Annotated in this window: 22 protein-coding genes, 2 tRNA genes, 2 rRNA genes and 2 pseudogenes; 15 read left to right on the top strand and 13 right to left on the bottom strand. The window is 58.0% G+C overall.

What is annotated here, in order from left to right; all coding sequences use genetic code 11:
• Positions 1 to 154 precede the first annotated feature (154 nt).
• The 4 genes from ACEN8Z_RS11015 to ACEN8Z_RS11000 all read right to left on the bottom strand — a co-directional run bounded on the left by ACEN8Z_RS11015 (position 155) and on the right by ACEN8Z_RS11000 (position 5060).
• Positions 155 to 3046: ribosomal RNA gene (locus ACEN8Z_RS11015) — 23S ribosomal RNA — on the bottom strand.
• Positions 3047 to 3280: 234 nt separating this feature from the next.
• Positions 3281 to 3356: transfer RNA gene (locus ACEN8Z_RS11010), tRNA-Ala, on the bottom strand.
• Positions 3357 to 3365: 9 nt separating this feature from the next.
• Positions 3366 to 3442, bottom strand: a tRNA-Ile gene (locus ACEN8Z_RS11005).
• An 81-nt stretch (positions 3443 to 3523) separates the two neighbouring features.
• Positions 3524 to 5060, bottom strand: a 16S ribosomal RNA gene (locus ACEN8Z_RS11000).
• Together the 16S and 23S rRNA genes with 2 tRNA genes alongside form the textbook arrangement of a ribosomal RNA operon.
• Before the next feature lie 612 nt (positions 5061 to 5672).
• On the opposite strand from ACEN8Z_RS11000, the gene rhtA reads away from it, so the two are divergent.
• Both rhtA and ACEN8Z_RS10990 read left to right on the top strand, forming a co-directional pair.
• Positions 5673 to 6560 carry a threonine/homoserine exporter RhtA gene (rhtA, locus tag ACEN8Z_RS10995; RefSeq protein ID WP_495597627.1) on the top strand — a complete coding sequence of 296 codons (888 nt, stop codon included), beginning with the start codon at positions 5673 to 5675 and terminating at the stop codon, positions 6558 to 6560.
• Between the two features lie 168 nt (positions 6561 to 6728).
• Positions 6729 to 7010, top strand: coding sequence for a hypothetical protein (locus ACEN8Z_RS10990; RefSeq protein ID WP_007993936.1), 282 nt, complete (start codon positions 6729 to 6731; stop codon positions 7008 to 7010).
• A gap of 14 nt (positions 7011 to 7024) precedes the next feature.
• Here ACEN8Z_RS10990 and ACEN8Z_RS10985 read toward each other — a convergent pair whose 3' ends face one another.
• The gene (locus tag ACEN8Z_RS10985) at positions 7025 to 7585 is read right to left on the bottom strand and encodes a TetR/AcrR family transcriptional regulator (RefSeq protein WP_495597626.1); all 561 of its coding nucleotides are present in this window, start codon (positions 7583 to 7585) and stop codon (positions 7025 to 7027) included.
• Positions 7586 to 7679: 94 nt separating this feature from the next.
• Here ACEN8Z_RS10985 and ACEN8Z_RS10980 point away from each other — a divergent pair, with 94 nt between their 5' ends.
• Both ACEN8Z_RS10980 and ACEN8Z_RS10975 read left to right on the top strand, forming a co-directional pair.
• Positions 7680 to 8408, top strand: a complete 729-nt coding sequence (locus tag ACEN8Z_RS10980) for an SDR family oxidoreductase (protein WP_495597625.1) — start codon at positions 7680 to 7682, stop codon at positions 8406 to 8408.
• Between the two features lie 38 nt (positions 8409 to 8446).
• Positions 8447 to 9037, top strand: coding sequence for a 2-hydroxychromene-2-carboxylate isomerase (locus ACEN8Z_RS10975; protein ID WP_495597624.1), 591 nt, complete (start codon positions 8447 to 8449; stop codon positions 9035 to 9037).
• On the opposite strand, the gene ACEN8Z_RS10970 is transcribed toward ACEN8Z_RS10975, so the two are convergent.
• Positions 9034 to 10032, bottom strand: a complete 999-nt coding sequence (locus tag ACEN8Z_RS10970; protein ID WP_495597623.1) for a zinc-dependent alcohol dehydrogenase family protein — start codon at positions 10030 to 10032, stop codon at positions 9034 to 9036. The genes ACEN8Z_RS10975 and ACEN8Z_RS10970 overlap by 4 nt on opposite strands.
• 116 nt (positions 10033 to 10148) lie before the next feature.
• Between ACEN8Z_RS10970 and ACEN8Z_RS10965 the strand changes: the two genes are divergently transcribed.
• Positions 10149 to 11057: a LysR family transcriptional regulator gene (locus ACEN8Z_RS10965; RefSeq protein ID WP_495597622.1), complete on the top strand. Its 909-nt coding sequence runs from the start codon at positions 10149 to 10151 to the stop codon at positions 11055 to 11057.
• On the opposite strand, the gene ACEN8Z_RS10960 is transcribed toward ACEN8Z_RS10965, so the two are convergent.
• The 4 genes from ACEN8Z_RS10960 to ACEN8Z_RS10945 form a co-directional block, all read right to left on the bottom strand.
• Positions 11050 to 12858 (bottom strand): aminopeptidase P family protein, encoded by a 1809-nt coding sequence (locus tag ACEN8Z_RS10960; protein ID WP_495597621.1) that lies wholly within the window; start codon positions 12856 to 12858, stop codon positions 11050 to 11052. The genes ACEN8Z_RS10965 and ACEN8Z_RS10960 overlap by 8 nt on opposite strands.
• A 65-nt stretch (positions 12859 to 12923) precedes the next feature.
• Entirely contained in the window at positions 12924 to 14081 is a 1158-nt protein-coding gene (locus ACEN8Z_RS10955) for a cysteine desulfurase family protein (protein WP_495597620.1), read from the bottom strand.
• Positions 14082 to 14287: 206 nt separating this feature from the next.
• The gene (locus tag ACEN8Z_RS10950) at positions 14288 to 14902 is read right to left on the bottom strand and encodes a LysE family translocator (RefSeq protein WP_442098975.1); all 615 of its coding nucleotides are present in this window, start codon (positions 14900 to 14902) and stop codon (positions 14288 to 14290) included.
• Positions 14903 to 15003: 101 nt separating this feature from the next.
• Positions 15004 to 15273, bottom strand: a complete 270-nt coding sequence (locus tag ACEN8Z_RS10945; RefSeq protein ID WP_007993944.1) for a hypothetical protein — start codon at positions 15271 to 15273, stop codon at positions 15004 to 15006.
• 294 nt (positions 15274 to 15567) lie between these two features.
• Between ACEN8Z_RS10945 and ACEN8Z_RS10940 the strand changes: the two genes are divergently transcribed.
• The 6 genes and pseudogenes from ACEN8Z_RS10940 to ACEN8Z_RS10915 all read left to right on the top strand — a co-directional run.
• Positions 15568 to 16026 (top strand): VOC family protein, encoded by a 459-nt coding sequence (locus tag ACEN8Z_RS10940; RefSeq protein WP_495597619.1) that lies wholly within the window; start codon positions 15568 to 15570, stop codon positions 16024 to 16026.
• Between the two features lie 302 nt (positions 16027 to 16328).
• Positions 16329 to 17531 (top strand): PepSY-associated TM helix domain-containing protein, encoded by a 1203-nt coding sequence (locus tag ACEN8Z_RS10935; protein WP_495597618.1) that lies wholly within the window; start codon positions 16329 to 16331, stop codon positions 17529 to 17531.
• On the top strand, positions 17528 to 18070 hold the full coding sequence (locus ACEN8Z_RS10930) for a PA2404 family protein (protein ID WP_495597617.1): 543 nt from the start codon (positions 17528 to 17530) through the stop codon (positions 18068 to 18070). Before ACEN8Z_RS10935 ends, ACEN8Z_RS10930 begins: the two co-directional genes overlap by 4 nt.
• Entirely contained in the window at positions 18067 to 18396 is a 330-nt protein-coding gene (locus ACEN8Z_RS10925) for a hypothetical protein (protein WP_495597616.1), read from the top strand. Before ACEN8Z_RS10930 ends, ACEN8Z_RS10925 begins: the two co-directional genes overlap by 4 nt.
• Positions 18393 to 18968: a DUF6162 family protein gene (locus ACEN8Z_RS10920; protein ID WP_495597615.1), complete on the top strand. Its 576-nt coding sequence runs from the start codon at positions 18393 to 18395 to the stop codon at positions 18966 to 18968. Before ACEN8Z_RS10925 ends, ACEN8Z_RS10920 begins: the two co-directional genes overlap by 4 nt.
• Before the next feature lie 35 nt (positions 18969 to 19003).
• A pseudogene (locus ACEN8Z_RS10915) lies at positions 19004 to 19269 on the top strand (metal ABC transporter solute-binding protein, Zn/Mn family); the annotation flags it as partial.
• Here the strand turns inward: ACEN8Z_RS10915 and ACEN8Z_RS10910 are convergent.
• The 3 genes and pseudogenes from ACEN8Z_RS10910 to ACEN8Z_RS10900 form a co-directional block, all read right to left on the bottom strand.
• Positions 19224 to 19499 (bottom strand): annotated as a pseudogene (locus ACEN8Z_RS10910) (diaminobutyrate--2-oxoglutarate transaminase); the annotation flags it as partial. The pseudogenes ACEN8Z_RS10915 and ACEN8Z_RS10910 sit on opposite strands and share 46 nt — an antisense overlap.
• 199 nt (positions 19500 to 19698) lie before the next feature.
• On the bottom strand, positions 19699 to 21024 hold the full coding sequence (locus ACEN8Z_RS10905) for an ATP-binding protein (protein WP_495597614.1): 1326 nt from the start codon (positions 21022 to 21024) through the stop codon (positions 19699 to 19701).
• The gene (locus ACEN8Z_RS10900; protein ID WP_095968102.1) at positions 21021 to 21701 is read right to left on the bottom strand and encodes a response regulator; all 681 of its coding nucleotides are present in this window, start codon (positions 21699 to 21701) and stop codon (positions 21021 to 21023) included. Before ACEN8Z_RS10900 ends, ACEN8Z_RS10905 begins: the two co-directional genes overlap by 4 nt.
• Before the next feature lie 190 nt (positions 21702 to 21891).
• Between ACEN8Z_RS10900 and ACEN8Z_RS10895 the strand changes: the two genes are divergently transcribed.
• From ACEN8Z_RS10895 to dsbG, 4 genes are all read left to right on the top strand, one after another.
• Positions 21892 to 22842, top strand: a complete 951-nt coding sequence (locus ACEN8Z_RS10895) for a tetratricopeptide repeat protein (protein WP_495597613.1) — start codon at positions 21892 to 21894, stop codon at positions 22840 to 22842.
• 123 nt (positions 22843 to 22965) lie between these two features.
• Entirely contained in the window at positions 22966 to 24708 is a 1743-nt protein-coding gene (gene dsbD, locus ACEN8Z_RS10890) for a protein-disulfide reductase DsbD (protein WP_495597612.1), read from the top strand.
• Positions 24708 to 25562, top strand: a complete 855-nt coding sequence (locus tag ACEN8Z_RS10885; protein WP_495597611.1) for a TlpA family protein disulfide reductase — start codon at positions 24708 to 24710, stop codon at positions 25560 to 25562. Before dsbD ends, ACEN8Z_RS10885 begins: the two co-directional genes overlap by 1 nt.
• Positions 25538 to 26305: a thiol:disulfide interchange protein DsbG gene (gene dsbG, locus ACEN8Z_RS10880; RefSeq protein ID WP_007993962.1), complete on the top strand. Its 768-nt coding sequence runs from the start codon at positions 25538 to 25540 to the stop codon at positions 26303 to 26305. Before ACEN8Z_RS10885 ends, dsbG begins: the two co-directional genes overlap by 25 nt.
• Positions 26306 to 26325 lie beyond the last annotated feature (20 nt).

Genomic DNA, 26325 nt, shown 5'->3' with positions numbered 1-26325 from the left:
GTACTGAGTCGTGACCGGTTGGCCTCGCTTCAGCAAATTGGGTATGTAATAGATTTGTGTGTTTCTCGAACTTTCGGTTCTTGCGTCTTCACACACCGCAATCTGGTCTCTCTCGTCTTTTCAACTAGGAGCATGCAAATTGCTTGGGTGTTATATGGTCAAGCCTCACGGGCAATTAGTATTGGTTAGCTCAACGCCTCACAGCGCTTACACACCCAACCTATCAACGTCGTAGTCTTCGACGGCCCTTCAGGGAGCTCAAGGCTCCAGTGAGATCTCATCTTGAGGCAAGTTTCCCGCTTAGATGCTTTCAGCGGTTATCTTTCCCGAACATAGCTACCCGGCAATGCCACTGGCGTGACAACCGGAACACCAGAGGTTCGTCCACTCCGGTCCTCTCGTACTAGGAGCAGCCCCTCTCAAATCTCAAACGTCCACGGCAGATAGGGACCGAACTGTCTCACGACGTTCTAAACCCAGCTCGCGTACCACTTTAAATGGCGAACAGCCATACCCTTGGGACCGGCTTCAGCCCCAGGATGTGATGAGCCGACATCGAGGTGCCAAACACCGCCGTCGATATGAACTCTTGGGCGGTATCAGCCTGTTATCCCCGGAGTACCTTTTATCCGTTGAGCGATGGCCCTTCCATACAGAACCACCGGATCACTAAGACCTACTTTCGTACCTGCTCGACGTGTCTGTCTCGCAGTCAAGCGCGCTTTTGCCTTTATACTCTACGACCGATTTCCGACCGGTCTGAGCGCACCTTCGTACTCCTCCGTTACTCTTTAGGAGGAGACCGCCCCAGTCAAACTACCCACCATACACTGTCCTCGATCCGGATAACGGACCTGAGTTAGAACCTCAAAGTTGCCAGGGTGGTATTTCAAGGATGGCTCCACGCGAACTGGCGTCCACGCTTCAAAGCCTCCCACCTATCCTACACAAGCAAATTCAAAGTCCAGTGCAAAGCTATAGTAAAGGTTCACGGGGTCTTTCCGTCTAGCCGCGGATACACTGCATCTTCACAGCGATTTCAATTTCACTGAGTCTCGGGTGGAGACAGCGCCGCCATCGTTACGCCATTCGTGCAGGTCGGAACTTACCCGACAAGGAATTTCGCTACCTTAGGACCGTTATAGTTACGGCCGCCGTTTACCGGGGCTTCGATCAAGAGCTTCGCGTTAGCTAACCCCATCAATTAACCTTCCGGCACCGGGCAGGCGTCACACCCTATACGTCCACTTTCGTGTTTGCAGAGTGCTGTGTTTTTAATAAACAGTCGCAGCGGCCTGGTATCTTCGACCGGCGTGGGCTTACGCAGCAAGTGCTTCACCCTCACCGGCGCACCTTCTCCCGAAGTTACGGTGCCATTTTGCCTAGTTCCTTCACCCGAGTTCTCTCAAGCGCCTTGGTATTCTCTACCCAACCACCTGTGTCGGTTTGGGGTACGGTTCCTGGTTATCTGAAGCTTAGAAGCTTTTCTTGGAAGCATGGCATCAACCACTTCGTCACCCAGAGGGTAACTCGTCATCAGCTCTCGGCCTTAAGATCCCGGATTTACCTAAGATCTCAGCCTACCACCTTAAACTTGGACAACCAACGCCAAGCTGGCCTAGCCTTCTCCGTCCCTCCATCGCAATAACCAGAAGTACAGGAATATTAACCTGTTTTCCATCGACTACGCTTTTCAGCCTCGCCTTAGGGACCGACTAACCCTGCGTCGATTAACGTTGCGCAGGAAACCTTGGTCTTTCGGCGTGGGTGTTTTTCACACCCATTGTCGTTACTCATGTCAGCATTCGCACTTCTGATACCTCCAGCAAGCTTCTCAACTCACCTTCACAGGCTTACAGAACGCTCCTCTACCGCATCATCCGAAGATGATACCCGTAGCTTCGGTGTATGGTTTGAGCCCCGTTACATCTTCCGCGCAGGCCGACTCGACTAGTGAGCTATTACGCTTTCTTTAAAGGGTGGCTGCTTCTAAGCCAACCTCCTAGCTGTCTAAGCCTTCCCACATCGTTTCCCACTTAACCATAACTTTGGGACCTTAGCTGACGGTCTGGGTTGTTTCCCTTTTCACGACGGACGTTAGCACCCGCCGTGTGTCTCCCATGCTCGGCACTTGTAGGTATTCGGAGTTTGCATCGGTTTGGTAAGTCGGGATGACCCCCTAGCCGAAACAGTGCTCTACCCCCTACAGTGATACATGAGGCGCTACCTAAATAGCTTTCGAGGAGAACCAGCTATCTCCGAGCTTGATTAGCCTTTCACTCCGATCCACAGGTCATCCGCTAACTTTTCAACGGTAGTCGGTTCGGTCCTCCAGTCAGTGTTACCTAACCTTCAACCTGCCCATGGATAGATCGCCCGGTTTCGGGTCTATTCCCAGCGACTAGACGCCCTATTAAGACTCGCTTTCGCTACGCCTCCCTATTCGGTTAAGCTCGCCACTGAAAATAAGTCGCTGACCCATTATACAAAAGGTACGCAGTCACCTAACAAAGTAGGCTCCCACTGCTTGTACGCATACGGTTTCAGGATCTATTTCACTCCCCTCTCCGGGGTTCTTTTCGCCTTTCCCTCACGGTACTAGTTCACTATCGGTCAGTCAGTAGTATTTAGCCTTGGAGGATGGTCCCCCCATATTCAGACAAAGTTTCTCGTGCTCCGTCCTACTCGATTTCATGACCAAGAGATTTTCGCGTACAGGGCTATCACCCACTATGGCCGCACTTTCCAGAGCGTTCCGCTAATCTCAAAGCCACTTAAGGGCTGGTCCCCGTTCGCTCGCCACTACTAAGGGAATCTCGGTTGATTTCTTTTCCTCAGGGTACTTAGATGTTTCAGTTCCCCTGGTTCGCCTCTTGCACCTATGTATTCAGTACAAGATAACCATCTTATGATGGCTGGGTTCCCCATTCAGACATCTCCGGATCAAAGTCTGTTTGCCGACTCCCCGAAGCTTTTCGCAGGCTACCACGTCTTTCATCGCCTCTGACTGCCAAGGCATCCACCGTATGCGCTTCTTCACTTGACCATATAACCCCAAGCAATCTGGTTATACTGTGAAGACGACATTCGCCGAAAATTCGCGATTAAACTCACAAATTTTACCTTAGCCTGATCCGTTACCAGTGAAAGTAACGTTCAGTCTATCTTTCTATCACATACCCAAATTTTTAAAGAACGAACTAGTCAAAGACTAGAAATCAACATTCATCATCGTCTCGATGGAATGCTCATTTCTAAGCTTTTACAACAGAAGCAGTAGTGGTGGAGCCAAACGGGATCGAACCGTTGACCTCCTGCGTGCAAGGCAGGCGCTCTCCCAGCTGAGCTATGGCCCCATACAAAATTGGTGGGTCTGGGCAGATTCGAACTGCCGACCTCACCCTTATCAGGGGTGCGCTCTAACCAACTGAGCTACAGACCCAATTTCGGGCTGCTTCTTATCGTCTTCTTCAATGAATCAAGCAATTCGTGTGGGAACTTATGGAGCAGCTGAGTCGTCGATTAAGGAGGTGATCCAGCCGCAGGTTCCCCTACGGCTACCTTGTTACGACTTCACCCCAGTCATGAATCACACCGTGGTAACCGTCCTCCCGAAGGTTAGACTAGCTACTTCTGGTGCAACCCACTCCCATGGTGTGACGGGCGGTGTGTACAAGGCCCGGGAACGTATTCACCGCGACATTCTGATTCGCGATTACTAGCGATTCCGACTTCACGCAGTCGAGTTGCAGACTGCGATCCGGACTACGATCGGTTTTGTGGGATTAGCTCCACCTCGCGGCTTGGCAACCCTCTGTACCGACCATTGTAGCACGTGTGTAGCCCAGGCCGTAAGGGCCATGATGACTTGACGTCATCCCCACCTTCCTCCGGTTTGTCACCGGCAGTCTCCTTAGAGTGCCCACCATGACGTGCTGGTAACTAAGGACAAGGGTTGCGCTCGTTACGGGACTTAACCCAACATCTCACGACACGAGCTGACGACAGCCATGCAGCACCTGTCTCAATGTTCCCGAAGGCACCCATCCATCTCTGGAAAGTTCATTGGATGTCAAGGCCTGGTAAGGTTCTTCGCGTTGCTTCGAATTAAACCACATGCTCCACCGCTTGTGCGGGCCCCCGTCAATTCATTTGAGTTTTAACCTTGCGGCCGTACTCCCCAGGCGGTCAACTTAATGCGTTAGCTGCGCCACTAAGAGCTCAAGGCTCCCAACGGCTAGTTGACATCGTTTACGGCGTGGACTACCAGGGTATCTAATCCTGTTTGCTCCCCACGCTTTCGCACCTCAGTGTCAGTATCAGTCCAGGTGGTCGCCTTCGCCACTGGTGTTCCTTCCTATATCTACGCATTTCACCGCTACACAGGAAATTCCACCACCCTCTACCATACTCTAGCTTGTCAGTTTTGAATGCAGTTCCCAGGTTGAGCCCGGGGCTTTCACATCCAACTTAACAAACCACCTACGCGCGCTTTACGCCCAGTAATTCCGATTAACGCTTGCACCCTCTGTATTACCGCGGCTGCTGGCACAGAGTTAGCCGGTGCTTATTCTGTCGGTAACGTCAAAACACTAACGTATTAGGTTAATGCCCTTCCTCCCAACTTAAAGTGCTTTACAATCCGAAGACCTTCTTCACACACGCGGCATGGCTGGATCAGGCTTTCGCCCATTGTCCAATATTCCCCACTGCTGCCTCCCGTAGGAGTCTGGACCGTGTCTCAGTTCCAGTGTGACTGATCATCCTCTCAGACCAGTTACGGATCGTCGCCTTGGTGAGCCATTACCTCACCAACTAGCTAATCCGACCTAGGCTCATCTGATAGCGCAAGGCCCGAAGGTCCCCTGCTTTCTCCCGTAGGACGTATGCGGTATTAGCGTTCCTTTCGAAACGTTGTCCCCCACTACCAGGCAGATTCCTAGGCATTACTCACCCGTCCGCCGCTGAATTCAGGAGCAAGCTCCTGTCATCCGCTCGACTTGCATGTGTTAGGCCTGCCGCCAGCGTTCAATCTGAGCCATGATCAAACTCTTCAGTTCAAACATCTTTGGGTTTTGAGAAAACCCTAAACTTGGCTCAGCAATCGTTGGTTACATCTTTGATTTCTCGCGGAGTAACTTGTGATGCTGATAATCTGTTGACTAGCAGTCTGACTCCACAAGCACCCACACGAATTGCTTGATTCAGTTGTTAAAGAGCGGTTGGTTAAGAGCTTTCGTCTCAACCGAGGCGCGCATTCTACAGCAGCCTCATTTGCTGTCAAGTGATTTTTTCAGAAGTTTTCAAGGATTTCCTTAACAACTTCAACCACTTGCGCTTTCGATCTCTCGTCAGCGGGAGGCGAATTCTACAGCGTTACACGCTGCTGTCAACACCTCTTTTTCAACTTCCTTTGCGCTTCGATGACCTGAAGCAACCACTGCCGAAAACTGCGTAACTCTTTGTTTACCAAGGAGTTTTCCGTTTCGACTGCGCCGGAAGTGGGGCGAATTATAGGCCTCCAAAATCTGCCGTCAAGCACTGATTCTGGTTTTGTACAGATATATGCAAAAACGCTGCTTATATATAGACGCGCCCGCGGTGAGTGCGCAGTATATTGCCCATCACGAAAAAAAATGCCCTTACTTCCTATTTTCGGACGATGCCACGTAATGAATGATCAGCCTCGCAGCCTAGCCTCTACTCTGTTCTCGGTTGGGCTGCTGCTCATAGCCATGGCATCGATCCAGTCCGGAGCCTCCCTGGCAAAAAGCATGTTCTCCCTTGTTGGCCCTCAAGGGACGACAACATTACGACTGATTTTTGCCAGCGTGATCATGATGCTGATACTGCGTCCATGGCGGGCAAAACTCACCGCAAGATCCCTGCGCACCGTCATCGTCTACGGGATGGCGCTGGGCGGCATGAACTTCCTCTTCTATATGTCATTGCAAACAGTCCCGCTGGGAATCGCGGTGGCTCTTGAGTTCACCGGCCCATTGGCCGTGGCGATCTACGCCTCACGTCGCGCGATCGACTTCTTGTGGATCGCCCTGGCGACCGTTGGCCTACTGTTATTGATTCCGACGGGAGAAGCGACCGCAGGAATCGATCTGGTAGGCGCCGGTTATGCCTTGGGTGCAGGTGTCTGCTGGGCGCTGTACATTTTGTTCGGCCAAAAAGCAGGGGCCGACAATGGTGTGCAAACCGCCGCACTGGGGGTAATGATCGCTGCACTATTCGTAGCCCCTATCGGCATTGTCCATGCTGGTTCCGCCCTGCTGACCCCATCATTGATCCCTGTGGCCCTTGGTGTCGCCATCTTGTCCACTGCCCTCCCCTACACCCTGGAGATGGTCGCGCTGACTCGTATGCCGGCCAGAACCTTCGGTACATTGATGAGTATCGAGCCTGCCTTCGGCGCGTTATCGGGCTTGCTGTTCCTTCATGAATACCTCTCACTGTCGCAGTGGACGGCAATCCTGTGCATCATACTGGCATCCGTCGGCGCAACCATGACCATGAGCAGTGCCGCCAGGCCAGCAGTAGCAGCAGATTGATAGCAGATATGACACGGGTCTGGTATTTGCCGCTCAATTAGGCCATGTTTAGCCCCGCAACCCAGGGTCATACCATGGACAATTCCAGATAGGGATATCGGTACGCTTCAAGTGCAAGCGAATGCAGCCAGACCCGGGCACAAGATCCGGGACGCTTTAAGGACAGTAATGAAACGATTTTTGATGCTGATCGCCGTACTTGCAATTGCGGGCTGCGCAGCGACCTCGGAAACACAGATCAAGCACGGCAAGAAAGGGCTACATATCAACTGTTCCGGACTGTCTTCGTCCTGGGACAAGTGCTACACCAGCGCCGCCAACTCCTGCGCACCCAAGGGATACAAGGTCATTGCCAAGTCGGGAGATGCTGTGGAAGAACCCGGCGATTATCCGTTTGGCCTCAACCCTGCGGGTTATACCAGCCGCAGCATGATTGTCATCTGCAAGTAGGCTGGGCCGTCGCGTCAGGTTCTCGGACTTGCGATCTGACGGCCAATTTCCTCGTAGCTTGACTTCAGCACAGTGCGCTGGATATTCGGGCTAGCCAGCATGCGCGCCACGACCAGCGCGCCAATACATTGCGACAGAATCGCCCACGCCAGGCTGTCGCTTTGCAGAACCCTCGCCCAACTTTCCTGCAGCCGACAAATCCAGTGTTCTGCCTGTTGGCGGACAGTCTCGTCGGAACGGGCAATTTCCGCCCCCAATGCCGGTAACGCACAACCGGTTTCCGGATTCTCGACGTGAGACATGCTCAGGTACTGTTTCAAGCAGCGCTCAAGCTTTTCACGGTCCTGCCCTTCCCCCAGTCGCGCCAGACTTTGACCCAGCTCACGCTCGACAATGGTTGCGAACAACTCGTCTTTCGATGAAAAGTGGCTGTAGAAGGCGCCCCCACTCAAGCCAATCGCTTTCATCAGGCCGTCCACGCCCACCGTTGAAAATCCGGACTTCTTTGCCGATAGCGCACTGCTTTCCAGCAGCCTTTGCCTGGTTTCCAGCTTGTGACTGGCCGAATAACGCATTGCCCTTCCCTCAGAGTTGATCATCTTGACGTCAGTCGAATCGTAGCATAACGTTCGTTTAGTTAACGATCGTTTACCAAAAAGGGATCTACCCATGAATAACAAGAAGGTCGTACTGGTCGTCGGTGCAGGTGATGCCACGGGCGGCGCCATTGCCAAGCGTTTTGCCCAGGAAGGTTTTGTCGCCTGCGTCACCCGCCGCAGTGCGGACAAGCTCCAGCCACTGGTGGATGCCATCGAGGCCGAAGGTAGCGAGGCCCACGGGTTTGCCTGCGATGCACGTAAAGAAGAAGACGTGATCGCGCTGGTCGAGCAGATCGAAAGCCAGATCGGCCCCATCGAGGCCTTTGTCTTCAACATCGGCGCCAACGTGCCTTGCAGCATTCTCGAAGAAACCGCCCGCAAGTATTTCAAGATCTGGGAAATGGCCTGTTTTTCCGGTTTTCTCAACGCGCGTGAAGTGGCCAAGCGCATGGCCAAGCGCCAGCGGGGCACGATTCTGTTCACCGGTGCCACCGCAGGAATGCGTGGCGCTGCCGGGTTCGCCGCATTTGCGGGTGCCAAGCACGGCATTCGTGCACTGGCGCAAAGCATGGCCCGGGAGCTCGGGCCGATGAACATTCACGTTGCCCATATCGTCGTCGACGGCGCCATCGATACCGACTTCATCCGTGAAAGCTTCCCCGAAAAATATGCCACCAAGGATCAGGATGGCATCCTCGATCCCGAGCATATTGCCGAAAACTACTGGTACCTGCACAGCCAGCCCCGCGATGCCTGGACCTTCGAGCTGGACCTTCGCCCCTGGAGTGAACGCTGGTAAGCCCCCCCACACATAACAATAAGACGAGCGCCTTGAACATGAGCAAAACCGTGGAGTTCTACTTCGACCTCGGCAGCCCCGCCACCTATCTGGCCTACACCCAGCTACCGAAAATCTGCGCACAGACCGATAGCCGGCTGGTCTACATTCCGCTCTTGTTAGGCGGGGTGTTCAAAGCCACCGGAAACGCCTCTCCAGTGACAGTCCCGGCAAAGGGTCGCTACATGTTTCAGGATCTGGACCGCTACGCCAAACGCTACGGCGTACCTCTGAAATTCAATCCGCACTTCCCGATCAACACCTTGATGCTGATGCGTGCCGTAACAGGCATACAATTGCGCCACCCTGAACGCTTTGCAGAGTTCATCGATTGCCTGTTCAAGGCCATTTGGGTCGACGGTCGCAACCTCGATGAACCGGCAACTGTCGCGGCGGTGCTGAGCGAAAACGCTTTCGACCCGCAAGAGGTGCTGGCCCTGACCGCGGATGAAGAAGTCAAAGCCGTGCTCAAGGACAACACCGAAAAAGCTGTGCAGCGAGGGGTGTTCGGAGCGCCGAGCATGTTTGTCGGCAACCAGTTGTACTTCGGTCAGGATCGGCTGGACTTCGTACTCGAAGCCTTGAGTTAAAACTCGACCACCAACCGCCCCTTTCCCGCTCCCGACAAGAGCAGTGCATGGGCGGCTTCTGCGGTCTGCAATGTGAACGAGTGCGGGTCAAGCAATGGCAAGAGCTTACCCGCCTCTATCAACCGTGCCGCCTCGTGCAGAATCTCGCCGTGATGCTCACGCCCTTTGCCCGTCAGGAGCGGCAGCAAAGTGAAGACACCGGAGTAAGTCGCCCCGCGAAAGGAAAGCGGTGCCAGGCTGTGCTGCCCCCAACCAAGGCAACTGAGCACATGACCGTGATACATCCGTGCCGCCTTGAATGACGCATCCAGCGTTTTCCCCCCAACGGTGTCATAGACAATGTCGAAGCCCTCTCCGGCCGTATGCTCAGCCACATAGTCTTCGACTGAAGACTTGCGGTAATCAATAAACGTCGCGCCGAACCCTTCGATGATCGATTGCTGCCCGGCCGAACCCGTGGCGAAAACCTCAGCACCAAAAGCGCAGGCGATTTGCACGGCGACATGCCCGACGCCACCGGCACCGCCATGAATCAATACCGTCTGCCCGGGTCGAACGCGAGCCCGGTCCACCAGACCTTCCCAAGCGGTGATCAGCACCAGGGGCAATCCGGCAGCCTCGCGCATGCTCAAGTTGTGCGGTTTGCGAGCCAACAGCCGTGCATCAACTGCCGCGTATTCGGCCAATGAACCTTGAATACCACCAATGCCGGTGGCCATGGCGTACACCTCATCCCCCGGCAGCCAGCCACTGACACCCTCCCCCAACGTTTCTACGGTTCCGGCCAGATCCATACCCAATATCGCCGGTAACGATTGACGTGCATGAGCCGCCTGCCCGGAGCGGATTTTGCCATCCAGCGGATTCACACCACTGGCCTTGATCCTGACCAATACCTGCCCCGCCTGGGGCACCGGCCGTGCGATAGAAACCAGGCGTAACGGCGCATTGGCCGAGTCGACCATCAGAGCGCGCATATCCAGTGAGTCAGTCATTTCGCAATGTCCCATCAGAAGTGAATGCAGGATCAATCTTGCCTTGACCAACTCATGCTGATAAGACGCTATATAGCTATAGTAACCATGCCAAAAAAGCATCAATGAGGGATCCCGTGGACAAGCTCAATGCAATGGCGATTTTCGTACGGGTGGTCGAGCGGGGCAGCTTTTCCGCCGTTGCCCGGGAGATGCAGACCAGTCAGCCGACCATCAGCAAAGTGCTGCAAGCGCTGGAAACACAGCTGGGTGGAAAGCTGATTGCCCGCAGCACCCGCAAGTTATCCCTGACGGATGAAGGTCAGCGGTACTACAACGAATGCCGAATCATCCTCGCCGCCGTGGATGCGGCAGAGCATAGCTTCCAGTCCGGTCGGGAAAGGGTCGCCGGACCGTTGAAAATCGGCTCGTCGGTCAGTTTCGGACGATTGCAGATCGCCCCCCGATTGCCGGGCTTTCTCAAACACTACCCTGACGTACAGATAGACCTGCAACTGAGCGATCAAAACCAGGATCTGGTCAGCGAAGGGCTGGACGTCACCTTCCGGATCGGTGCCCTGAACGACAGTGGCCTGATCGCTCGCCATGTTGGCACGACCCACCGGGTGACCGTCGCATCACCTGACTACCTCAGGCAAAACGGCCAACCACAAACACCACAGGAACTGAGCAGACACAACTGCCTGATGTTCAATCTGCTGAGCAGTCAAAACCTGTGGGTGTACACAAAAGACGCCCAACGTCACGAAGTGCGGATCGAGGGCAATGCGCAGAGCAACAATTCCGAGGCGATCCGTGAACTGGTGCTGGAGGGATTGGGGATTGCGCTGTCACCGGTGTGGCTGTTCAGCGAAGACCTGAAAGCTGGCCGGGTGATCGCGATTTTGCAGGACTACAGCACGCTGTCGCTGCCGATACATGCCGTATCCCCGGCGAATCGTCGCCAATCCGCCAGGGTCAAAGCCTTTGTTGACTACATGAGCCAGGCGCTGGAGACAGCGCCCGAACTGAAAGCAATCAAATAGCCGCGGTACGAGTGTTCAGCCACTCCAGTGCGGCACCCTCGACCAGCGGACTCAGGCGTTCGCGCACTTCGGCGTGATAGGCGTTGAACCACTGTTTTTCCTCGTCCGACAGCAGCGATGCTTCCAGGCAGCGCGTGTCGATCGGGCACAGGGTCAGCGTTTCGAACTTCAGGAACTCGCCAAATTCGCTTTTGCCTGCCTCACGGTTCATCGCCAGGTTTTCGATCCGCACCCCCCAACGACCCGGACGATAGGTGCCCGGCTCGATGGACGTGATCATGCCGGGCAACATCGCGGTTTGCGGTGCAGGTGCGGCCTGATAGGCGATGACTTGCGGACCTTCGTGGACGTTCAGGAAGTAACCGACGCCATGCCCGGTGCCGTGACCGTAGTCGACACTTTCCGCCCAGATGGGCGCACGGGCGATGGCATCGAGCAGCGGCGACAGAATGCCTTTCGGGAACTGCGCGCGGGACAAGGCAATCACGCCCTTGAGGACGCGGGTGCAATCGCGTTTTTGCTCATCGGTCGGTGTGCCTACCGCAACCATCCGCGTGATGTCGGTGGTGCCGCCCAGGTACTGGCCGCCGGAGTCGATCAACAACAGACCGTCCCCTTCGATCACCGCGTGTTCTTCTTCGGTGGCGTGGTAGTGCGGCATCGCGCCATTGGCGTTGAACGCGGCGATGGTATTGAAGCTCAGCGACACATAATCCGGACGGCGCTCACGGGCGGCGGTGAGTTTTTCGTCGATGGTCAGTTCGGTGATGCGCTCGCGGCCCAGTGCCGAGTCCAGCCAGGCGAAGAATTCGCACAGCGCTGCGCCGTCTTGCTCCATGGCCTGACGGATGTGTTCGGCATCGGCCAGGCTTTTTTGCGATTTGGCCAGGGTGGTCGGGTTCAGGCCTTCGATCAGTTTCACCCCGCTGTCGAGGTTGTCCAGCAACCCCGCCGTGACCCGCGCCGGGTCGACTTGCAGGCTCGCGCCGCTCGGCACTGCGCGCAGTGCGGCAGCGACTTCGCTGTAGTCGCGCAAAGTCACGCCGTCCTGTTCGAGGATGGCGCGCAGCTCGGCGCTGACCTTGCTCAAGGCGACAAACAGCGTGGCCTGTTGCTGATTGATCAAGGCGAAAGAAACGAATACCGGGTTGAACGACACGTCGCCGCCACGCAGGTTGAACAGCCAGGCGATGTCATCGAGGGTGGCGATGAAATGCCAGTCGGCACCCCGTGCCTTAAGGGCTTCACGCAGCTTGGCGAGTTTTTCGCCACGGCTGACGGTCGCCTGTGGTGGCAAGTGTTGATAGATCGGTTCGTTCGGCAGGCTTGGGCGGTCGCTCCAGACTCCGCTCAACAGATCGAGGTCGGTGCGCAGACGGGCGCCACGCTCTTCAAGTTTTCCGCCCAGGGTCCGTGCCGAAGCCACGGCCATGACCGCGCCATCGACGGCGACAACGCCACCTTCGGGGGTTTGCTCGGCGAGCCATTCCAGTGGCCCGGGTTGACCCGGTTGCAGCTTGACCAGATCAATGCCACTGCCCTTGAGCTCCTTGGTCGCTTGCTCCCAATAACGGCTGTCGGCCCAGACGCCGGCAAAATCCGGGGTCACGATCAAGGTACCGACCGAACCATGGAAACCCGACAACCACTGGCGCCCCTGCCAGTAACCCGGCAGGTATTCGGACAGGTGCGGGTCGGCCGACGGCACCAGCAAGGCGTGAATGCCCTCCCGGCTCATCAGTTCGCGGGTTTGCGCCAGGCGCTGGGGCACCGATCCATTAATCGAAAGCTGCGTATTCATCGTGTCTCCTGCTAACCACTTCATCATTATTGTTGAGTACCGATCAACGTCGGCACTTCGTCGCCCTATTGCCAGAATGCCGGAGCACTGGCGCAGGCTGCCTTGATCAGTTGAACCGCCTGGTCGATATCCCGCTCGGTGGTGAAACGCCCGAGGCTCAAGCGGATGGTGCGACTGGCCGAGCGGGCATCGTGCCCCAGGGCCAGCAGTACATGGGATGGGGTATTGCTGGCGGAATTGCAGGCCGAGGTCGCGGAAAACGCGATCGAGGACAGCAACGCTGCCGGGTTGAACTCGCCTTCGCTGAAGGTCAGGCTCAGGGTATGGGGAATGCGCCGGGTCGGGCTGCCATTGAGCCGTACACCGGGAATGCTCAACAGTTGCTCGAGCAAGCGTTCACGCAAACGCACTATGGTGGCCTTCTCTTCATCGAACGCAGCCGCCGCCAGTGCGAAGGCCGAGCCCATGGCCGCGATCTGATGGGTCGCCAGGGTGCCGGAACGCAAACCGCCCTCATGCCCACCGCCATGGATCTGCGCCTGCAAACGCTGTTGTGCACGCGGACCGACGTACAACGCACCGATGCCTTTGGGGCCGTACAGTTTATGTGCGGAAAAAGACATCAGGTCCACCGGCCACTGCGCGAGGTCGATCGCCACTTTGCCCGCGCCCTGCGCGGCGTCGACATGGAATAACGCCCCGCGATCACGCACGACCTGACCGATGGCGGGAATGTCGTTGAGGGTGCCCAGTTCGTTGTTGACCAGCATCAGCGAGACCAGGAAGGTGTCCTCGCGCATGGCTTCGCTGACCGCTTGCGCGGTGATCAGGCCATCGGCGTCCGGCACCAGATAAGTCACCGCTACACCGGCATCCTGCAGTTGCCTGGCGGTATCGAGAATGGCCTTGTGTTCGATCTGGCTGGTGATGATATGACCACCGCCAGTGCCACGACCCTGGGCTACGCCTTTGAGCGCGAGGTTGTTGGATTCGGTGGCGCCTGAGGTCCAGACGATCTGTTCAGGTGTCGCGCCGACCAGTTCGGCGACCTGGCGTCGCGCCTGTTCCACCGATTGCCGGGCCTGCTGGCCGAATGCGTGGGAGCTGGAAGCCGGGTTGCCGAAATTGCCGGTAAAGCCCAGACACTCGACCATCACCTTGATGACCCGCTCATCCACCGGCGTAGTGGCGGCGTAGTCGAAATACAACGGACGTTTATTCATAAAAGACTCGCAGAGCGTGTTCCGGGGTCAGGAAGCTCGTGACTGCAAACGGCAAAGCGCAGCCTTGTGAGCTGCGCGCGGTTTTCAGAACGTTACCAATACCTGATCGGATGCCGTTAAAGAAGAACTACTTCATTTAATAGTGCGTAGGAACGCTCCTGAAAAGTCAGCTTAACAGGCATCGGGCAACCGGTTGAAGCAATGCGTCAGCTAATGCTTTCGAGCAACAGCGGATACAGCGAACCCACGAGCAGCGCGGCCATGCCCCAATTGAACAGGCGCAGCCAGCGGCGGTCCTTCAGAACGTTGCGCAACAGTGTGCCGCAAGCGGCCCAGACACCGACGCTCGGCAGGTTGATGATCGCAAAGACGGCCGCTATCACGATCACATTAGTGAAGTAACCCTGCATCGGCGTGTAGGTGCTGATGGCGCCAATGGCCATGATCCAGGCCTTCGGATTGACCCACTGGAATGCGGCGGCGCCCAAATAGCTGATCGGTTTCGCCTCGCCCTGCTGGCTCTCCGACATTGGTCCGGAATGGGCGATTTTCCAGGCCAGATATAGCAAATACGCCGCCCCCACATAGCGCAGCACGGTGTAGAGCAAAGGGTAAGTCTGGAACACCGCGCCAAGGCCAAAACCGACCGCCACCACCAGTACGAAAAAGCCACAGGTTATTCCGAGCATGTGCGGAATCGTGCGGTTGAATCCGAAGTTCACCCCGGATGCCAGCAACATGGTGTTGTTCGGGCCGGGCGTGATCGAGGTAACGAGGGCAAACAGGGCGAAGCCCAGCAGCAGATCGAGTGAGAGCGTCATGGGTGGCAGTCCGTCAGGGTCGGTCAGGTGTTGACCCTATCGCACACCTTGGGCGAAACCCACGGACAGTTACGCGAAACTTGGAGCAGTACAGTTTTGTCTCAGCTCGGACGACCGTGCAGCTGTACAGATCGCCCGGCGTTCATTTCACCCTGGTTGTCGAAGCCGAACGCCTTCTGCGGCTGGCCGAGCAGTTCGGCTTTTTTCGCATGGTATTCGTCGAAGGACAAACCGCGGCGGTTCAGCGCCTCCAGTGCCAGTTCCTTGCTTTCTTCAGCGGTGTAAGGGCGGAGCTCAGGAGAAACATGGCTGGCACATCCGGCGAGTACGGAGACGGCGAGCATCAGCAAAGTGGCAATCATCGGTTTCATTTTGGCGTCCTGGCGACTGGGTTCGAGGCAATGAACACAGGCTACCCGCGCCTTCCGGGCAGCAGAAATCAACGCTTTCAATAGTGGCTATCAAGAAATGGCGATCATTGTCGATGTGCCGGGAGAGCGCGGGCCGGGAGCGCACTGGCTGGAGCCGACTTGATGGCACTAGTGTGGCGCTGCTGCTCGTCGGGCGCTCGGTGAGCGCGAAAGAGGCTGACCTATATTTATTCGGCCGAGTAACGGCGCAGGCACTGTCTATCTATTCGCAGAACAGGAACAGGGAGATCCATCATGAGCGTCAAACCCATTCCAGAGGGGTATCACAGCATCACCCCCTACCTGGGCATCAACAAAGCTGCCCAAGCCATCGATTTCTACAAAAAAGCCTTCGGCGCCATTGAAGTCATGCGCCTGGCCATGCCCGATGGCGGTGTCGGTCACGCCGAACTGCGCATTGGCGATTGCCCGATCATGCTAGGCACACCGTGCGATCAAGGACCGCTGAGCAACCCGGACATTTCGTCGTCCGTGGGTCTGCATTTGTACGTGACGGATGTCGACAAGTCCTACAAACAAGCCATCGATGCCGGCGCAACCGTTGTATCCGAGGTCAAGGATCAGTTTTACGGCGACCGTACGGGCACCTTGAAGGATCCCTACGGGCACGTGTGGTTCCTGGCTACGCGCAAGGAAGACCTGACCCAGGAGCAGATTGAACAACGGGCGAAGGAGATGTTCAGTCAGGGTTGAGACCTTCGTTACCCTCTCGGTCCTCATCGCGAGCAGGCTCGCTCCCACAGTGGGTCCCCGATCTTACGCGGGACCTGTGATCACTGATGGACCCTGTGGGAGTGGGCTTGTTCCGCTCGCTCTGCCTCTCTGCCTCTCGCGAAACATTTTCTTTCATTTCCCCTTTCGGGATTTCCCCTGCTCATCCGTCCTACCTAGATGCAGTCCTTTCGCGTAGGCAAAAGCCATGACTGGACCTTTACGGCACTCAGCCCTGCGAAGCCCGCAGCCGAGCGGCCACTCATCCAGGCAAGACCTCCAACATGTCAAAGAAGTCCCGTTCAAAAATCTGGTTCCTGGTCCATAGCTGGCTGGCGCTGCCGATCTGGTTTTTCGTACTGATTGTGTGTGTGACCGGCACCCTGGCTGTCATCAGCCAGGAAATCGTCTGGCTGGCCAACCCGCCAATGCGTGCCACCCAACCCTCGGACGATACCCCGCTGCTCAGCTATCAGCAGGTCATCGAGGCCATCAACAGGGCCGAACCGCAGACCGTGGTGCAGAGCATCAGCCGCCCCGACGAATCGCACTTTGCCCTGGATGTCGAAGTCAGCTACCCCGACGGGCGCTCGGTGGTGATTTATGTCAATCCGTACAGCGGCGTGATCCAGGGTGTCGCGCCGGAGTTCAACTTCCGCGCCTTCACCCGCGCCTTGCACGCTTGGTGGCTGGTACCGTTCACCAACGGTTACAGCTGGGGCTGGTACCTGGTGTCGTTTCTCGGTCTGCCACTGCTGGCTTCGCTGGTCACGGGGCTTGTGGTCTACAAACGTTTCTGGAAAGGTTTTTTCCGCCCGACCTTGCGTATTCGCCACGGCGCGCGAATTTTCTGGGGCGACTTTCACCGCTTGAGCGGCATCTGGTCGATCTGGTTCATCGCGGTGATTTCCATCACCGGCACCTGGTTCCTGATCCAGGCCTTGCTGTCCGATAACCAGATTTCCATTTCCACGGAAAAGATCATCCCGGCGATGTCCCGCGAAGCGGTGCCCCTGTCGCCTGATGGCTCGCCCCCGCCACGTATCGACCTCGACCGCGCAATTGAAATCGCCACGCAGAAAATCTCCGGCCTGGAAGCCAGCTTCGTCAGCCTGCCGGGCAATGCCTACAGCCACCTGGATGTCGGCGGACGCGGTTGGTATCCATTGATGTTTCAAACCGCCACCCTCAACCCGTACAACGGCGAAATCGCCGCCACGCGCTTGATCTCGGACCGCTCGGCCCTGGAGTTCGTCACCGAGTCCATGCGCCCGCTGCACACCGGAGATTTCGGCGGACTGTGGATCAAACTGATCTGGGCATTCTTCGGCCTGCTGCTGAGCATGATGGTGCTCAGCGGTCTGCTGATCTGGACCAAACGCACGGCACTGGCCACGGCCAACGCCTTCAAACGCAGCCACAAGAAACAGCGCGGCACTGCGGCGCAACCGGCCACGAACAACGAAGCGTCGGAGGCCAACCTGTGAGCAAAGTCACTGCGGCCTCGCAACCCTCGCGCCTGAGCGTGTTCTGGCACAAATGGCGCTTTCACCTGAATGTCCTGTTGCTGCTGATTCCACTGGGGTTCATGCCCAAGTATTTCGCCGACGAAGCGTTGATGCGTGGCGACAGCGGCCTGGGCGAACGCGAAGTCGGCGAAGTCCGGGTCGGCCCCTGGAGCCTGCGCCTGGCGGAATTGCGCAACTCAGCCCCGCTGCTCGAAGGACCGGCCGGTTACATGAAAGGCTTCAATGCCGCGCTGTGCGATGCCTGTATCGGACAGGTCAAGGCCACTTACCTGCGTATTGGCAAACCCCGCAGCCTGCGCGCCGCCGGGGTGATTTTCTTCGGCGCCCCGTACCGCATGAGCGCCTCGCTGCCCGTCCCGGAAAGGACCACGGCCGACGCTGAACTGTGGGTCACCATGGAAGGCTGGGACGGCACCTTGCATCAGGCATCCATTCCGTTGAGTCAGGCATCCCCCGCCACCATCGCCTGGCTGAACAAACAAGGAGGCAAACCATGATCAACCCTCTTCGCCCGCTCAATGCAGTGTTGCTGGTGCTCTGCGCCGGCTTCAGCACCAGCGCCCTGGCCCACAATCCGATGTGCGAATGCAAGGCCATCGACGCCGAACAGATCCAGTGCACCGGCAGTTTTTCCGACGGCAGCGGCGCTCCGGGCGTGACCCTCGATGTGATCGGCTACGACGAAACCATTCTGGTGCCGGGCAAGCTCGGGCCTGATTCGACCCTGACCTTCAAGAAACCCGGCGCCGAGTTCTATGTGCTGTTCGATGCCGGCCCCGGCCACGTGGTGGAAATTGACCAGGCGGACATCGAAGCACCATGAGCACTCCAACGACCCAAGTCGTGCGCCCGGCCGGGGCCGGCCACGAAACCCTCTACATTCTGTTGCTGTGCCTGGTGATTCTCGCGGTCGCAGGGACCGTGGTGCTCTGGCGCGGTGAAACCCATGAGGTGAGCAGCGTCAGCAGCCATCAACTGGATGCCCGCCGCGACCTCAGTGCTGCCGAGCAAGGCATCTACGCCGATTTGCGGGTGACGCTGGACGAGATCCATTTGCTGCGTCAGGAACAGCAAACGCTGCCGACTCCCGAGGCCCTCGCCGAGGAAGGTTTTGCCCCGTTTGCCCAGGATGCAAGTGCCGTCAGCCGTGGCGGTCACGCCTGGCATCTGCTCGAAACCAAGGCCTACTTCGGCCAGAGCCAGAAGCCGACAGTCGCCGGTTCGTTTCTGCTGCGCATGAGCGCAACCGACGATGCCGCACCGGACATCTGGCTCAACCGCGCTGGCAATCTCACGGCACCGGCCGACCTCAGCGACGCCACGCTCGAAAGCGCCGCCTGGCAGCAGATCGTCGCGCAATTCGATGCCGGCGTGACCCGCCAGCACTGGCACTGAAACCTCGCCTTCACCCGAGAGAAGACCGCTTTCCCATGCCTACTTCATCTCAACAATCTTTCCTGCGCCTGCTGCTGGTGGGGCTTCTGGGCTGCCTGCTGCCATCACTGGCCAGCGCCGACGAAACCAAGCGCCTGCGCATCGGCATCACCCTGCATCATTATTACAGCTATGTGGCGAACATCGTCGGCGACAAGGCTGACGTGGTGCCGCTGATTCCGGCCGGTTTCAACCCGCATGCCTATGAACCCCCGCGCCGAAGACATCAAGCGCATCTGCGGGCTGGACGGACCGGTCCTTGACTGGCGTGGTCAGGTCCAGGGTATGCAGCGGCAGTTCATCGGTCAGCACTTGTTGAATGGCTTCGATCACCACCGGGTGGTTGTGTCCCAGGGGAATACGCCGCGGATAGCTGCGGGAATTGGATTCCTGCTGGCTCTGACGGGCGAGCAATGGCGATTCATTGAATTGATAAAGCGTCTCGGCGGGCGTCGCCGGCTGCTCTTCGATAAGGCTGGTAGAGACTGACATCTCTCGATCCCTCAATAAGGTTTTCCTGTTCTGGAAACGCATCAGCGCTTGAGGGATTTAGGCGGTAACACGGAAACCTTTGTAGGAGCGAGCTCTGCTCGCGATGGACTCAAGAACACCGCGTGCATTCAGAAAGCACGCGTTATCGTTATCGACCATCGCGAGCAAGCTCGCTCCTACAAGGGGGCGTGGTGTTTTTTCAGGCCGGTTGCAGTGGCATCGTCAGCTCGACCCGCAAGCCGTCCGGCCGGCTATCGAAATGCAACGTGCAACCGCAACGCTGAACGATGGCCTGGACAATCGCCAGGCCCAGACCACAACCGGTGCTCTGGCCGTTGCGCCAGAAGCGCTGGGTCAGGTGTTGCAGATCTTCTTCGGCAATCCCCGGTCCATGGTCGCGCACCACGAACTGCACACGATTGCCGGTGGTTTCCAGGCTCAACTCCACCGCTTTGTCGGCGGGGGTATGACGCAGAGCGTTGTCGAGCAAGTTGCGCAGCGCGGCAATCGACAGCACGGCGGGCATTTGTACCGGCGCAGCGGAGACCTTGCCCGGGGCCTGAAACCTGATGCGCTGACGATCGCCGTTCGCCGCGTCCTGGATCGCCAGTTTCGCCACTTGTTCGGCGTTGCATTGCACACCGTCGTCGAACGACAGACTGCCCTCGACCCGCGCCAGCAACAACAATTGTTCGAGGGTCCGGTGCATGCGGTCCGCCCCCTCTTCGGCCCGGGCCAGGGACTGGTCCCGGGCGTTGCCGTCGGTCATCCGTGCCACTTGCAAGTGGGTCTTGATCGCGGTCAGCGGGCTGCGCAGTTCGTGGGCCGCGTCTCCGGTCAGGCGACGTTCGCGCTCGATGGTCTTGCCGATGCGCTGGAGCAACTGGTTCTGGGTTTCCAGCAAGGGTTGCAGCTCGCTGGGCAGCGGCTGGATCTGCAAGGGCTCGAGGGAGTCGGCGCTGCGGCGCATCAAGGCGTCGCGCATGCGATTGAGCGGCGCCAGCCCCTGGCCGATACCCAGCCACAGCAGGCACAGGCAGCCGAGCAACGCCACGCCCACCGGCACCGAAGCAGCCAGCAGGATCGACATGTTCAACGCCTCACGCTCGATCTGCCGGTCGGCGGTGGTGATGCGCAGATCGCCCCGGGCCAATGTGAAGCTGCGCCACGGCGCGCCGTCGATCATCTGATCGTGAAAACCGAGTTTCTCGGCCTCCAGGGTCTGCTGCGGCTCGGTGTGACTGCGGGCGAGGATTTCACCGCGCAACGAGCTGACCTGACACGCCATGCCGCCCGGAATGTTTAATTGTTCGGCGCTGAAGTGGGTGCCCTCGCCTTTGCTCGGCACGGGCGGCAGTTGCTCCATCAGGCCGGCGACCATGCGCGCCGACGCCACCAGGCGCTGGTCGAGGGAAAACATCATTTGATTGCGCAAATCGCTGAGCATCCAGGCCGCGGCCAGGGCCCAGATCAACGCAAAGGCGGCGCCGAGCGTCAGGCTCAGGCGCAAACGAAGACTCATCACTTCGATTCTTCTCCGCCATCAGCCGGCCCCAGGCGATAACCCAGGCCGCGCACGGTCTCGACAATGCCGTTGCCGAGCTTGCGCCGCAGGTGATGGATATGGACGTTGAGGGCGTTGCTTTCCAGCTCGTCGTTGAAACCGTAGACGCTGTCCTTCAGTTGCTCGGTGGACAGCACCCGGCCACGGTTATGCAACAAGGCTTGCAGCAACGACTGCTCGCGACGCGAGAGGTCCACCGGCTGGCCAGCGAGTGTGGTTTCGCGGCTGCTCGGGTCGTAGGTCAGGGCGCCGTGTTCGATCAGGTTGACGCTGCGCCCTGCCACCCGTCGCAACAGCGTGTGCAAGCGTGCAGCGAGTTCGCGCAGGTCGAATGGTTTGAGCAGATAGTCGTCGGCACCGGCTTGCAGGCCATCGACGCGGTCGGTGACCGAATCTCGCGCGGTGAGGATCAAAACCGGCAATTCCAGGCCTTGATGGCGCAATTGCTGCAACAGCTTGAGGCCGTCTTCGTCCGGCAACCCGAGGTCGAGCACCATGACATCAAACTCCGCCACCCTGAGCATTGCCCGGGCGGCGGACGCCGTGGCGACGTGTTCCACGGTCAGGCCCTGGGCGGTCAGGCCGGCGACGATGCCGCTGGCGATCAGCTCATCGTCTTCGCAAACCAGTACGTGCATGGTGAAACCTTCGCAAATATGACGATTGAATACACCGTCGATTAAGCCCGGATTATGCCCGCGACCCGGAAGGTAATGATGGTGCACCCGGATTGATTGAATGCAATACATATGTACCGCATCCATCCCCCCCCATCTCAATAGTCTGTGTCGGGTAGCACTCAAATTCAATTCAACACCGGTACCTACTATGTACACCTACGAAACTGCGCTCAAGACACTTTTCAATCTGCGTGACAGTCTGGTCATGCACACCACGCAAATAACCGAACTGCAAACACACGCCACGACGAAGGGGCTGGCATTGTACAACCTGGGTGAATTCACCCAGTCGCAAACCTATCTGACTATCGGCGCGACGGCTGGCAATCGGGATGCGCAATACGCCTTGGGCGAAGTCTTCAGACGCCGGGCAAACGGCCTGACCGATGACGCCAAAAAGTGGTATGGACTGGCCGCGGCGCAAAATCACGTGTATGCCCTGATGCGGCTGGGCGACGATGACTCACTGAAAAAGGCCAGGGAGCTGGCTCAGGCAGAGGCGGATAAAGGCAATGCCGACGCCATGCTTGAGCTGTACGAACTGGACCAGAACATTGCAACGCTGAAAAAAGCGGCCGATGCCGGATCGATGGAGGCCCAGTACATTCTCGCGATCAAGTATGACGAGGACAAAAAGCTCATTACCGATAACATCGAACGGGAAGCGGCCATTGACGCATTGCTGAAAAAAGCCGCCGAGGGCGGTCTTTCGAAGGCGATGACCTGGTACGCCAATCGTCCCCCCATCAATCGGGACCTGCCTGTCAGGCGTCAATGGCTGGAAAAACGTGTACAGCTCAATGATGTCCATGCGTTGCTGAACTATGGCCGTGCCGTCGGGGGCTTTTACATAGATTATGACGGGAATGATGAGTATGGATTCACGGAAGATCTGGTCAAAAGTTACGGTTTGTTCTGGCTGATCACCGAAACCACCCGGGAGTTGTTCGCGCATACCCTGGCCGCGGAGGACCTCCAGACCATTGCAAAAGACATGACAGCCGTTCAGATCGACGCGGCGAAAGTCTTTGCCCGGCAATGGGAGGCTGATCATCCGCCAATGTCCGAGTACAGGCTGACCTATAGCTCGGTCAGGTGATCGGGCCAGTCAACGACACCTCGTTGCATCTGTCACAGCAAACGCTCGACTTCACTGCGTTAACACCCGGTTAATCGATGGCCATCATCGTGAACGGATAATGTAAACCTCCAGGTGTTGTCGATGCGTTACTTCGTTTTTTTGCTGCTGGCATTGATTGCCAGCCTGGGTCAGGCCCAGGCTGGCAACAATCCATTTGAAACCAAACCCGACTTTCTTCCAGTCGACAAAGCCTTCGCTTTTACTTCCGAACGCCTGGAATCCGGTGAAACCCAGCTCTATTGGCAAATTACCGACGGCTATTACCTGTATCAAAAACGCTTGAAGTTCGACGGATTGCCTGTCGCGCAGCACCCCGCATTGCCCCAAGGCGAAGATCACAGCGATGAGTTCTTCGGTCAGCAACAAGTCTATCGCCAGGCCCTGGAACTGAAGATTCCAGCCGGGGCCGGTGGTCAGGTGAAAGTCAGCTACCAAGGTTGCGCCGATGCGGGTTTGTGTTATCCACCGCAAACCAGAATCGTCGATCTGGACGATGCCCGTGTGGCGAACACGGCCACTGAAGCACCGGACCAAGCGCTGGCCAGCAGCCTGCAACAACGGGCGTTGGGCTGGAGCCTTTTGCTGTTCTTCGGCCTGGGCCTGTTGCTGGCCTTCACGCCTTGTTCATTGCCGATGCTGCCGATTCTGGCCGGATTGATCGTCGGCAGTGGTGCCACGCCCAAGCGTGGTTTCGCCCTGGCCAGCAGTTACGTGGTCAGCATGGCGCTGGTCTACGCGGCGATGGGTGTCCTGGCTGCATCCCTCGGGGCGAACCTGCAAGCCTGGTTGCAGAACCCTTGGCCGCTGGGGAGTTTCGCGGCGATTTTCGTGCTGCTGGCACTGCCGATGTTCGGCTACTTCGAACTGCAACTGCCGGTAGCCGTGCGCGATCGCCTGGAAAACGTCTCGCGCAATCAACGCGGCGGCAGTCTGATCGGTGCCGGGGTGCTGGGGGCGCTGTCCGGTCTGCTGGTCGGCCCGTGCATGACCGCACCGCTGGCCGGCGCCCTGCTCTACATCGCGCAAAGCGGTAACGCGCTGCATGGCGGACTGATTCTGTTCACCATGGGCATCGGCATCGGTGTGCCGCTGCTGTTGCTGGTGACCGTCGGCAATCGCTTCATGCCCAAGCCTGGCGCGTGGATGAATCTGGTCAAGGGCATTTTCGGCTTCCTGTTCCTCGCCACCGCATTATTGATGCTGCGCCCGGTGCTGGACGAGTCCCTGTGGGTCTGCTTGTGCGGTGCACTGCTGTTGATCGCGGCCTACAGCGCCTGGAAACAGTCGGAAGGTTTCGGCCGCATCGCGCACCTGTTTGGCGCCAGTTCGTTGTTGCTCGGTTTGTGGGGTGGCCTGTTGGTGATCGGGGCGGCCGGTGGCAGCGATGATCCGTTCAATCCATTGCAGGTCTACCGCGCCTCGAACCAGGCAGTAGCCGCCGTACCGGTTGGCCACGATGCCTTCACCACCATCAAGGATCCGCAGGCACTGCAACAGGAACTCGACGCCGCGCAGGCTCAGGGCCAGTGGGTGCTGCTCGACTATTACGCTGACTGGTGCGTGTCATGCAAGGTCATGGAAAAGCAGGTGTTCGGCAAAGCCCGTGTCCTGGAAGCCCTGAGCGATGTGCGCTTGCTCCGACTGGACGTGACCGCCGACAATGCCGCCAGCCGCGAACTGCTCGGCCGTTACAAAGTGCCAGGGCCACCGAGCCTGCTGTGGATTGGGGCTGACGGTGAAGAGCGTCGCAGTCAGCGCATCACCGGCGAGGTCGATGCCGATACTTTCCTGCAACGCTGGACCACCACCCGAGACGCCCGTTAATGCTGACCTTCACCCTCGGCACCTTTGCCATCGCGCTCAATCACCTGCTGTTGATCAGTGCACTGGCGCTGGCCACTTTTGTTGGCTGGCGGGTGGCCAAGCGAGGTGGAGATAACCCCGAGTCGGTACTGTTCAGCCTGTTTCTGATGGGCATGCTTGCGGCCCGGATCAGCTTCGTGGCGGTCTATTGGGCGCACTATCGCAACGATCCGTGGCAGGTCATCGACCTGCGCGATGGCGGTTTCCTTGCCTGGCCGGGGGTGATTGTCGTTTTGCTCGCCGCGCTGTATCGCGGCTGGCGTCGTCCGGGTTTGCGCCGTCCATTGGGCTTTGGCGTGGCCAGTGGCCTGGCGTTCTGGTTGTTGGCGACGTTCTCCCTGTCGATTTATGAACAAGGCACACGCCTGCCGGAAATCAGCCTGAAAAACGCCGCCGGAGAAGTCGTGCAACTGGCCGACTACAAGGGGGGCCCGTTGGTGATCAATCTCTGGGCCACCTGGTGCCCGCCATGCCGCCGGGAAATGCCGGTGCTGGAAAACGCCCAGCAACACCGGCCAGACCTGACGTTCCTGTTCGTCAATCAGGCGGAAAGCATGCAAAGCGTCGCGACCTTTCTGGAAACCCAGGGCCTGAGCCTGACCAACGTGCTGTTCGACGGCGGCGGGCGCCTGAGCCAGGCCGTCGGTTCCATGGCATTGCCGACTACGCTGTTCTATAGCCCCGAAGGTCGCCTGCTGGGCAGTCATCTGGGCGAGCTATCGGAAGCCAGTCTGGCCCGCGCGCTGGAAAACTTCGACACCGTACCCGTCACCTCTTCAAGGAAACTGCCATGCCCCGCCTCCGCCACCTGCTGACCCTGAGCCTCGGTGCTGCCCTGTTGCACCTGCCGTCGGTACAGGCCGAAGAGTTGCCCGATGCCATCAAGAAAATCGAGGCCAAGGGCGCGAAAATCGTCGGTCAGTTCGACGCCCCCGACGGCTTGCGCGGTTATGCCGCGCAATACCAAAGCCGCGGCATGGCGCTGTATCTGACCCCGGATGGCAAACACGTATTGCTGGGCAACTTGTATGACGCCGAGGGCAATGACCTGAGCAGCGCACCATTGCAGAAACTGGTGTACGCACCGATGGCCAAGGAAGTCTGGGCCAAGTTCGAAACCAGCAACTGGATCGGCGACGGCAAAAAGGATGCGCCGCGCGTGGTGTACCTGTTCAGTGACCCGAACTGCCCGTACTGCAATATGTTCTGGGAACAGGCCCGGCCGTGGGTCAAGGCTGGCAAGGTGCAGTTGCGCCACATCATGGTGGGTATCATCCGCGAAGACAGTCCGGGGAAATCCGCCGCACTGCTCGCGGCCAAAGACCCGGAAAAAGCCCTGCAGGATCACGAAGCCGCTGGCAAGGACAGCTCGCTCAAGGCCTTGAAGGAAGTGCCGCCAGCGATTCAGGCAAAATTCGCGGCCAACATGCAATTGATGGAAGAGCTGGAGCTGCAGGCGACACCGGCGATTTTCTACATGGACGACAAGGGTAATCTGCAACAGCAGCAAGGCGCGCCTTCGCCGGACAAGCTGGCGAAGATTCTCGGACCGAAGTAGTCATCAGGCATATACTTGAG

This window comes from Pseudomonas sp. Pseusp10 (genome assembly GCF_059492225.1).
The sequence above is the reverse complement of the archived record's forward strand: the minus strand, read 5'-3'. Positions and strand labels throughout refer to the sequence as shown.

What these genes read in the sequence shown, in the direction of transcription:
- rhtA (WP_495597627.1), top strand. Translation starts at nt 5,673, where the DNA reads ATGAATGATCAGCCTCGCAGCCTAGCCTCTACTCTGTTCTCGGTTGGG.
- ACEN8Z_RS10990 (WP_007993936.1), top strand. Translation starts at nt 6,729, where the DNA reads ATGAAACGATTTTTGATGCTGATCGCCGTACTTGCAATTGCGGGCTGC.
- ACEN8Z_RS10985 (WP_495597626.1), bottom strand. Translation starts at nt 7,585, where the DNA reads ATGCGTTATTCGGCCAGTCACAAGCTGGAAACCAGGCAAAGGCTGCTG.
- ACEN8Z_RS10980 (WP_495597625.1), top strand. Translation starts at nt 7,680, where the DNA reads ATGAATAACAAGAAGGTCGTACTGGTCGTCGGTGCAGGTGATGCCACG.
- ACEN8Z_RS10975 (WP_495597624.1), top strand. Translation starts at nt 8,447, where the DNA reads ATGAGCAAAACCGTGGAGTTCTACTTCGACCTCGGCAGCCCCGCCACC.
- ACEN8Z_RS10970 (WP_495597623.1), bottom strand. Translation starts at nt 10,032, where the DNA reads ATGACTGACTCACTGGATATGCGCGCTCTGATGGTCGACTCGGCCAAT.
- ACEN8Z_RS10960 (WP_495597621.1), bottom strand. Translation starts at nt 12,858, where the DNA reads ATGAATACGCAGCTTTCGATTAATGGATCGGTGCCCCAGCGCCTGGCG.
- ACEN8Z_RS10955 (WP_495597620.1), bottom strand. Translation starts at nt 14,081, where the DNA reads ATGAATAAACGTCCGTTGTATTTCGACTACGCCGCCACTACGCCGGTG.
- ACEN8Z_RS10950 (WP_442098975.1), bottom strand. Translation starts at nt 14,902, where the DNA reads ATGACGCTCTCACTCGATCTGCTGCTGGGCTTCGCCCTGTTTGCCCTC.
- ACEN8Z_RS10945 (WP_007993944.1), bottom strand. Translation starts at nt 15,273, where the DNA reads ATGAAACCGATGATTGCCACTTTGCTGATGCTCGCCGTCTCCGTACTC.
- ACEN8Z_RS10940 (WP_495597619.1), top strand. Translation starts at nt 15,568, where the DNA reads ATGAGCGTCAAACCCATTCCAGAGGGGTATCACAGCATCACCCCCTAC.
- ACEN8Z_RS10935 (WP_495597618.1), top strand. Translation starts at nt 16,329, where the DNA reads ATGTCAAAGAAGTCCCGTTCAAAAATCTGGTTCCTGGTCCATAGCTGG.
- ACEN8Z_RS10925 (WP_495597616.1), top strand. Translation starts at nt 18,067, where the DNA reads ATGATCAACCCTCTTCGCCCGCTCAATGCAGTGTTGCTGGTGCTCTGC.
- ACEN8Z_RS10920 (WP_495597615.1), top strand. Translation starts at nt 18,393, where the DNA reads ATGAGCACTCCAACGACCCAAGTCGTGCGCCCGGCCGGGGCCGGCCAC.
- ACEN8Z_RS10900 (WP_095968102.1), bottom strand. Translation starts at nt 21,701, where the DNA reads ATGCACGTACTGGTTTGCGAAGACGATGAGCTGATCGCCAGCGGCATC.
- ACEN8Z_RS10895 (WP_495597613.1), top strand. Translation starts at nt 21,892, where the DNA reads ATGTACACCTACGAAACTGCGCTCAAGACACTTTTCAATCTGCGTGAC.
- dsbD (WP_495597612.1), top strand. Translation starts at nt 22,966, where the DNA reads ATGCGTTACTTCGTTTTTTTGCTGCTGGCATTGATTGCCAGCCTGGGT.
- ACEN8Z_RS10885 (WP_495597611.1), top strand. Translation starts at nt 24,708, where the DNA reads ATGCTGACCTTCACCCTCGGCACCTTTGCCATCGCGCTCAATCACCTG.
- dsbG (WP_007993962.1), top strand. Translation starts at nt 25,538, where the DNA reads ATGCCCCGCCTCCGCCACCTGCTGACCCTGAGCCTCGGTGCTGCCCTG.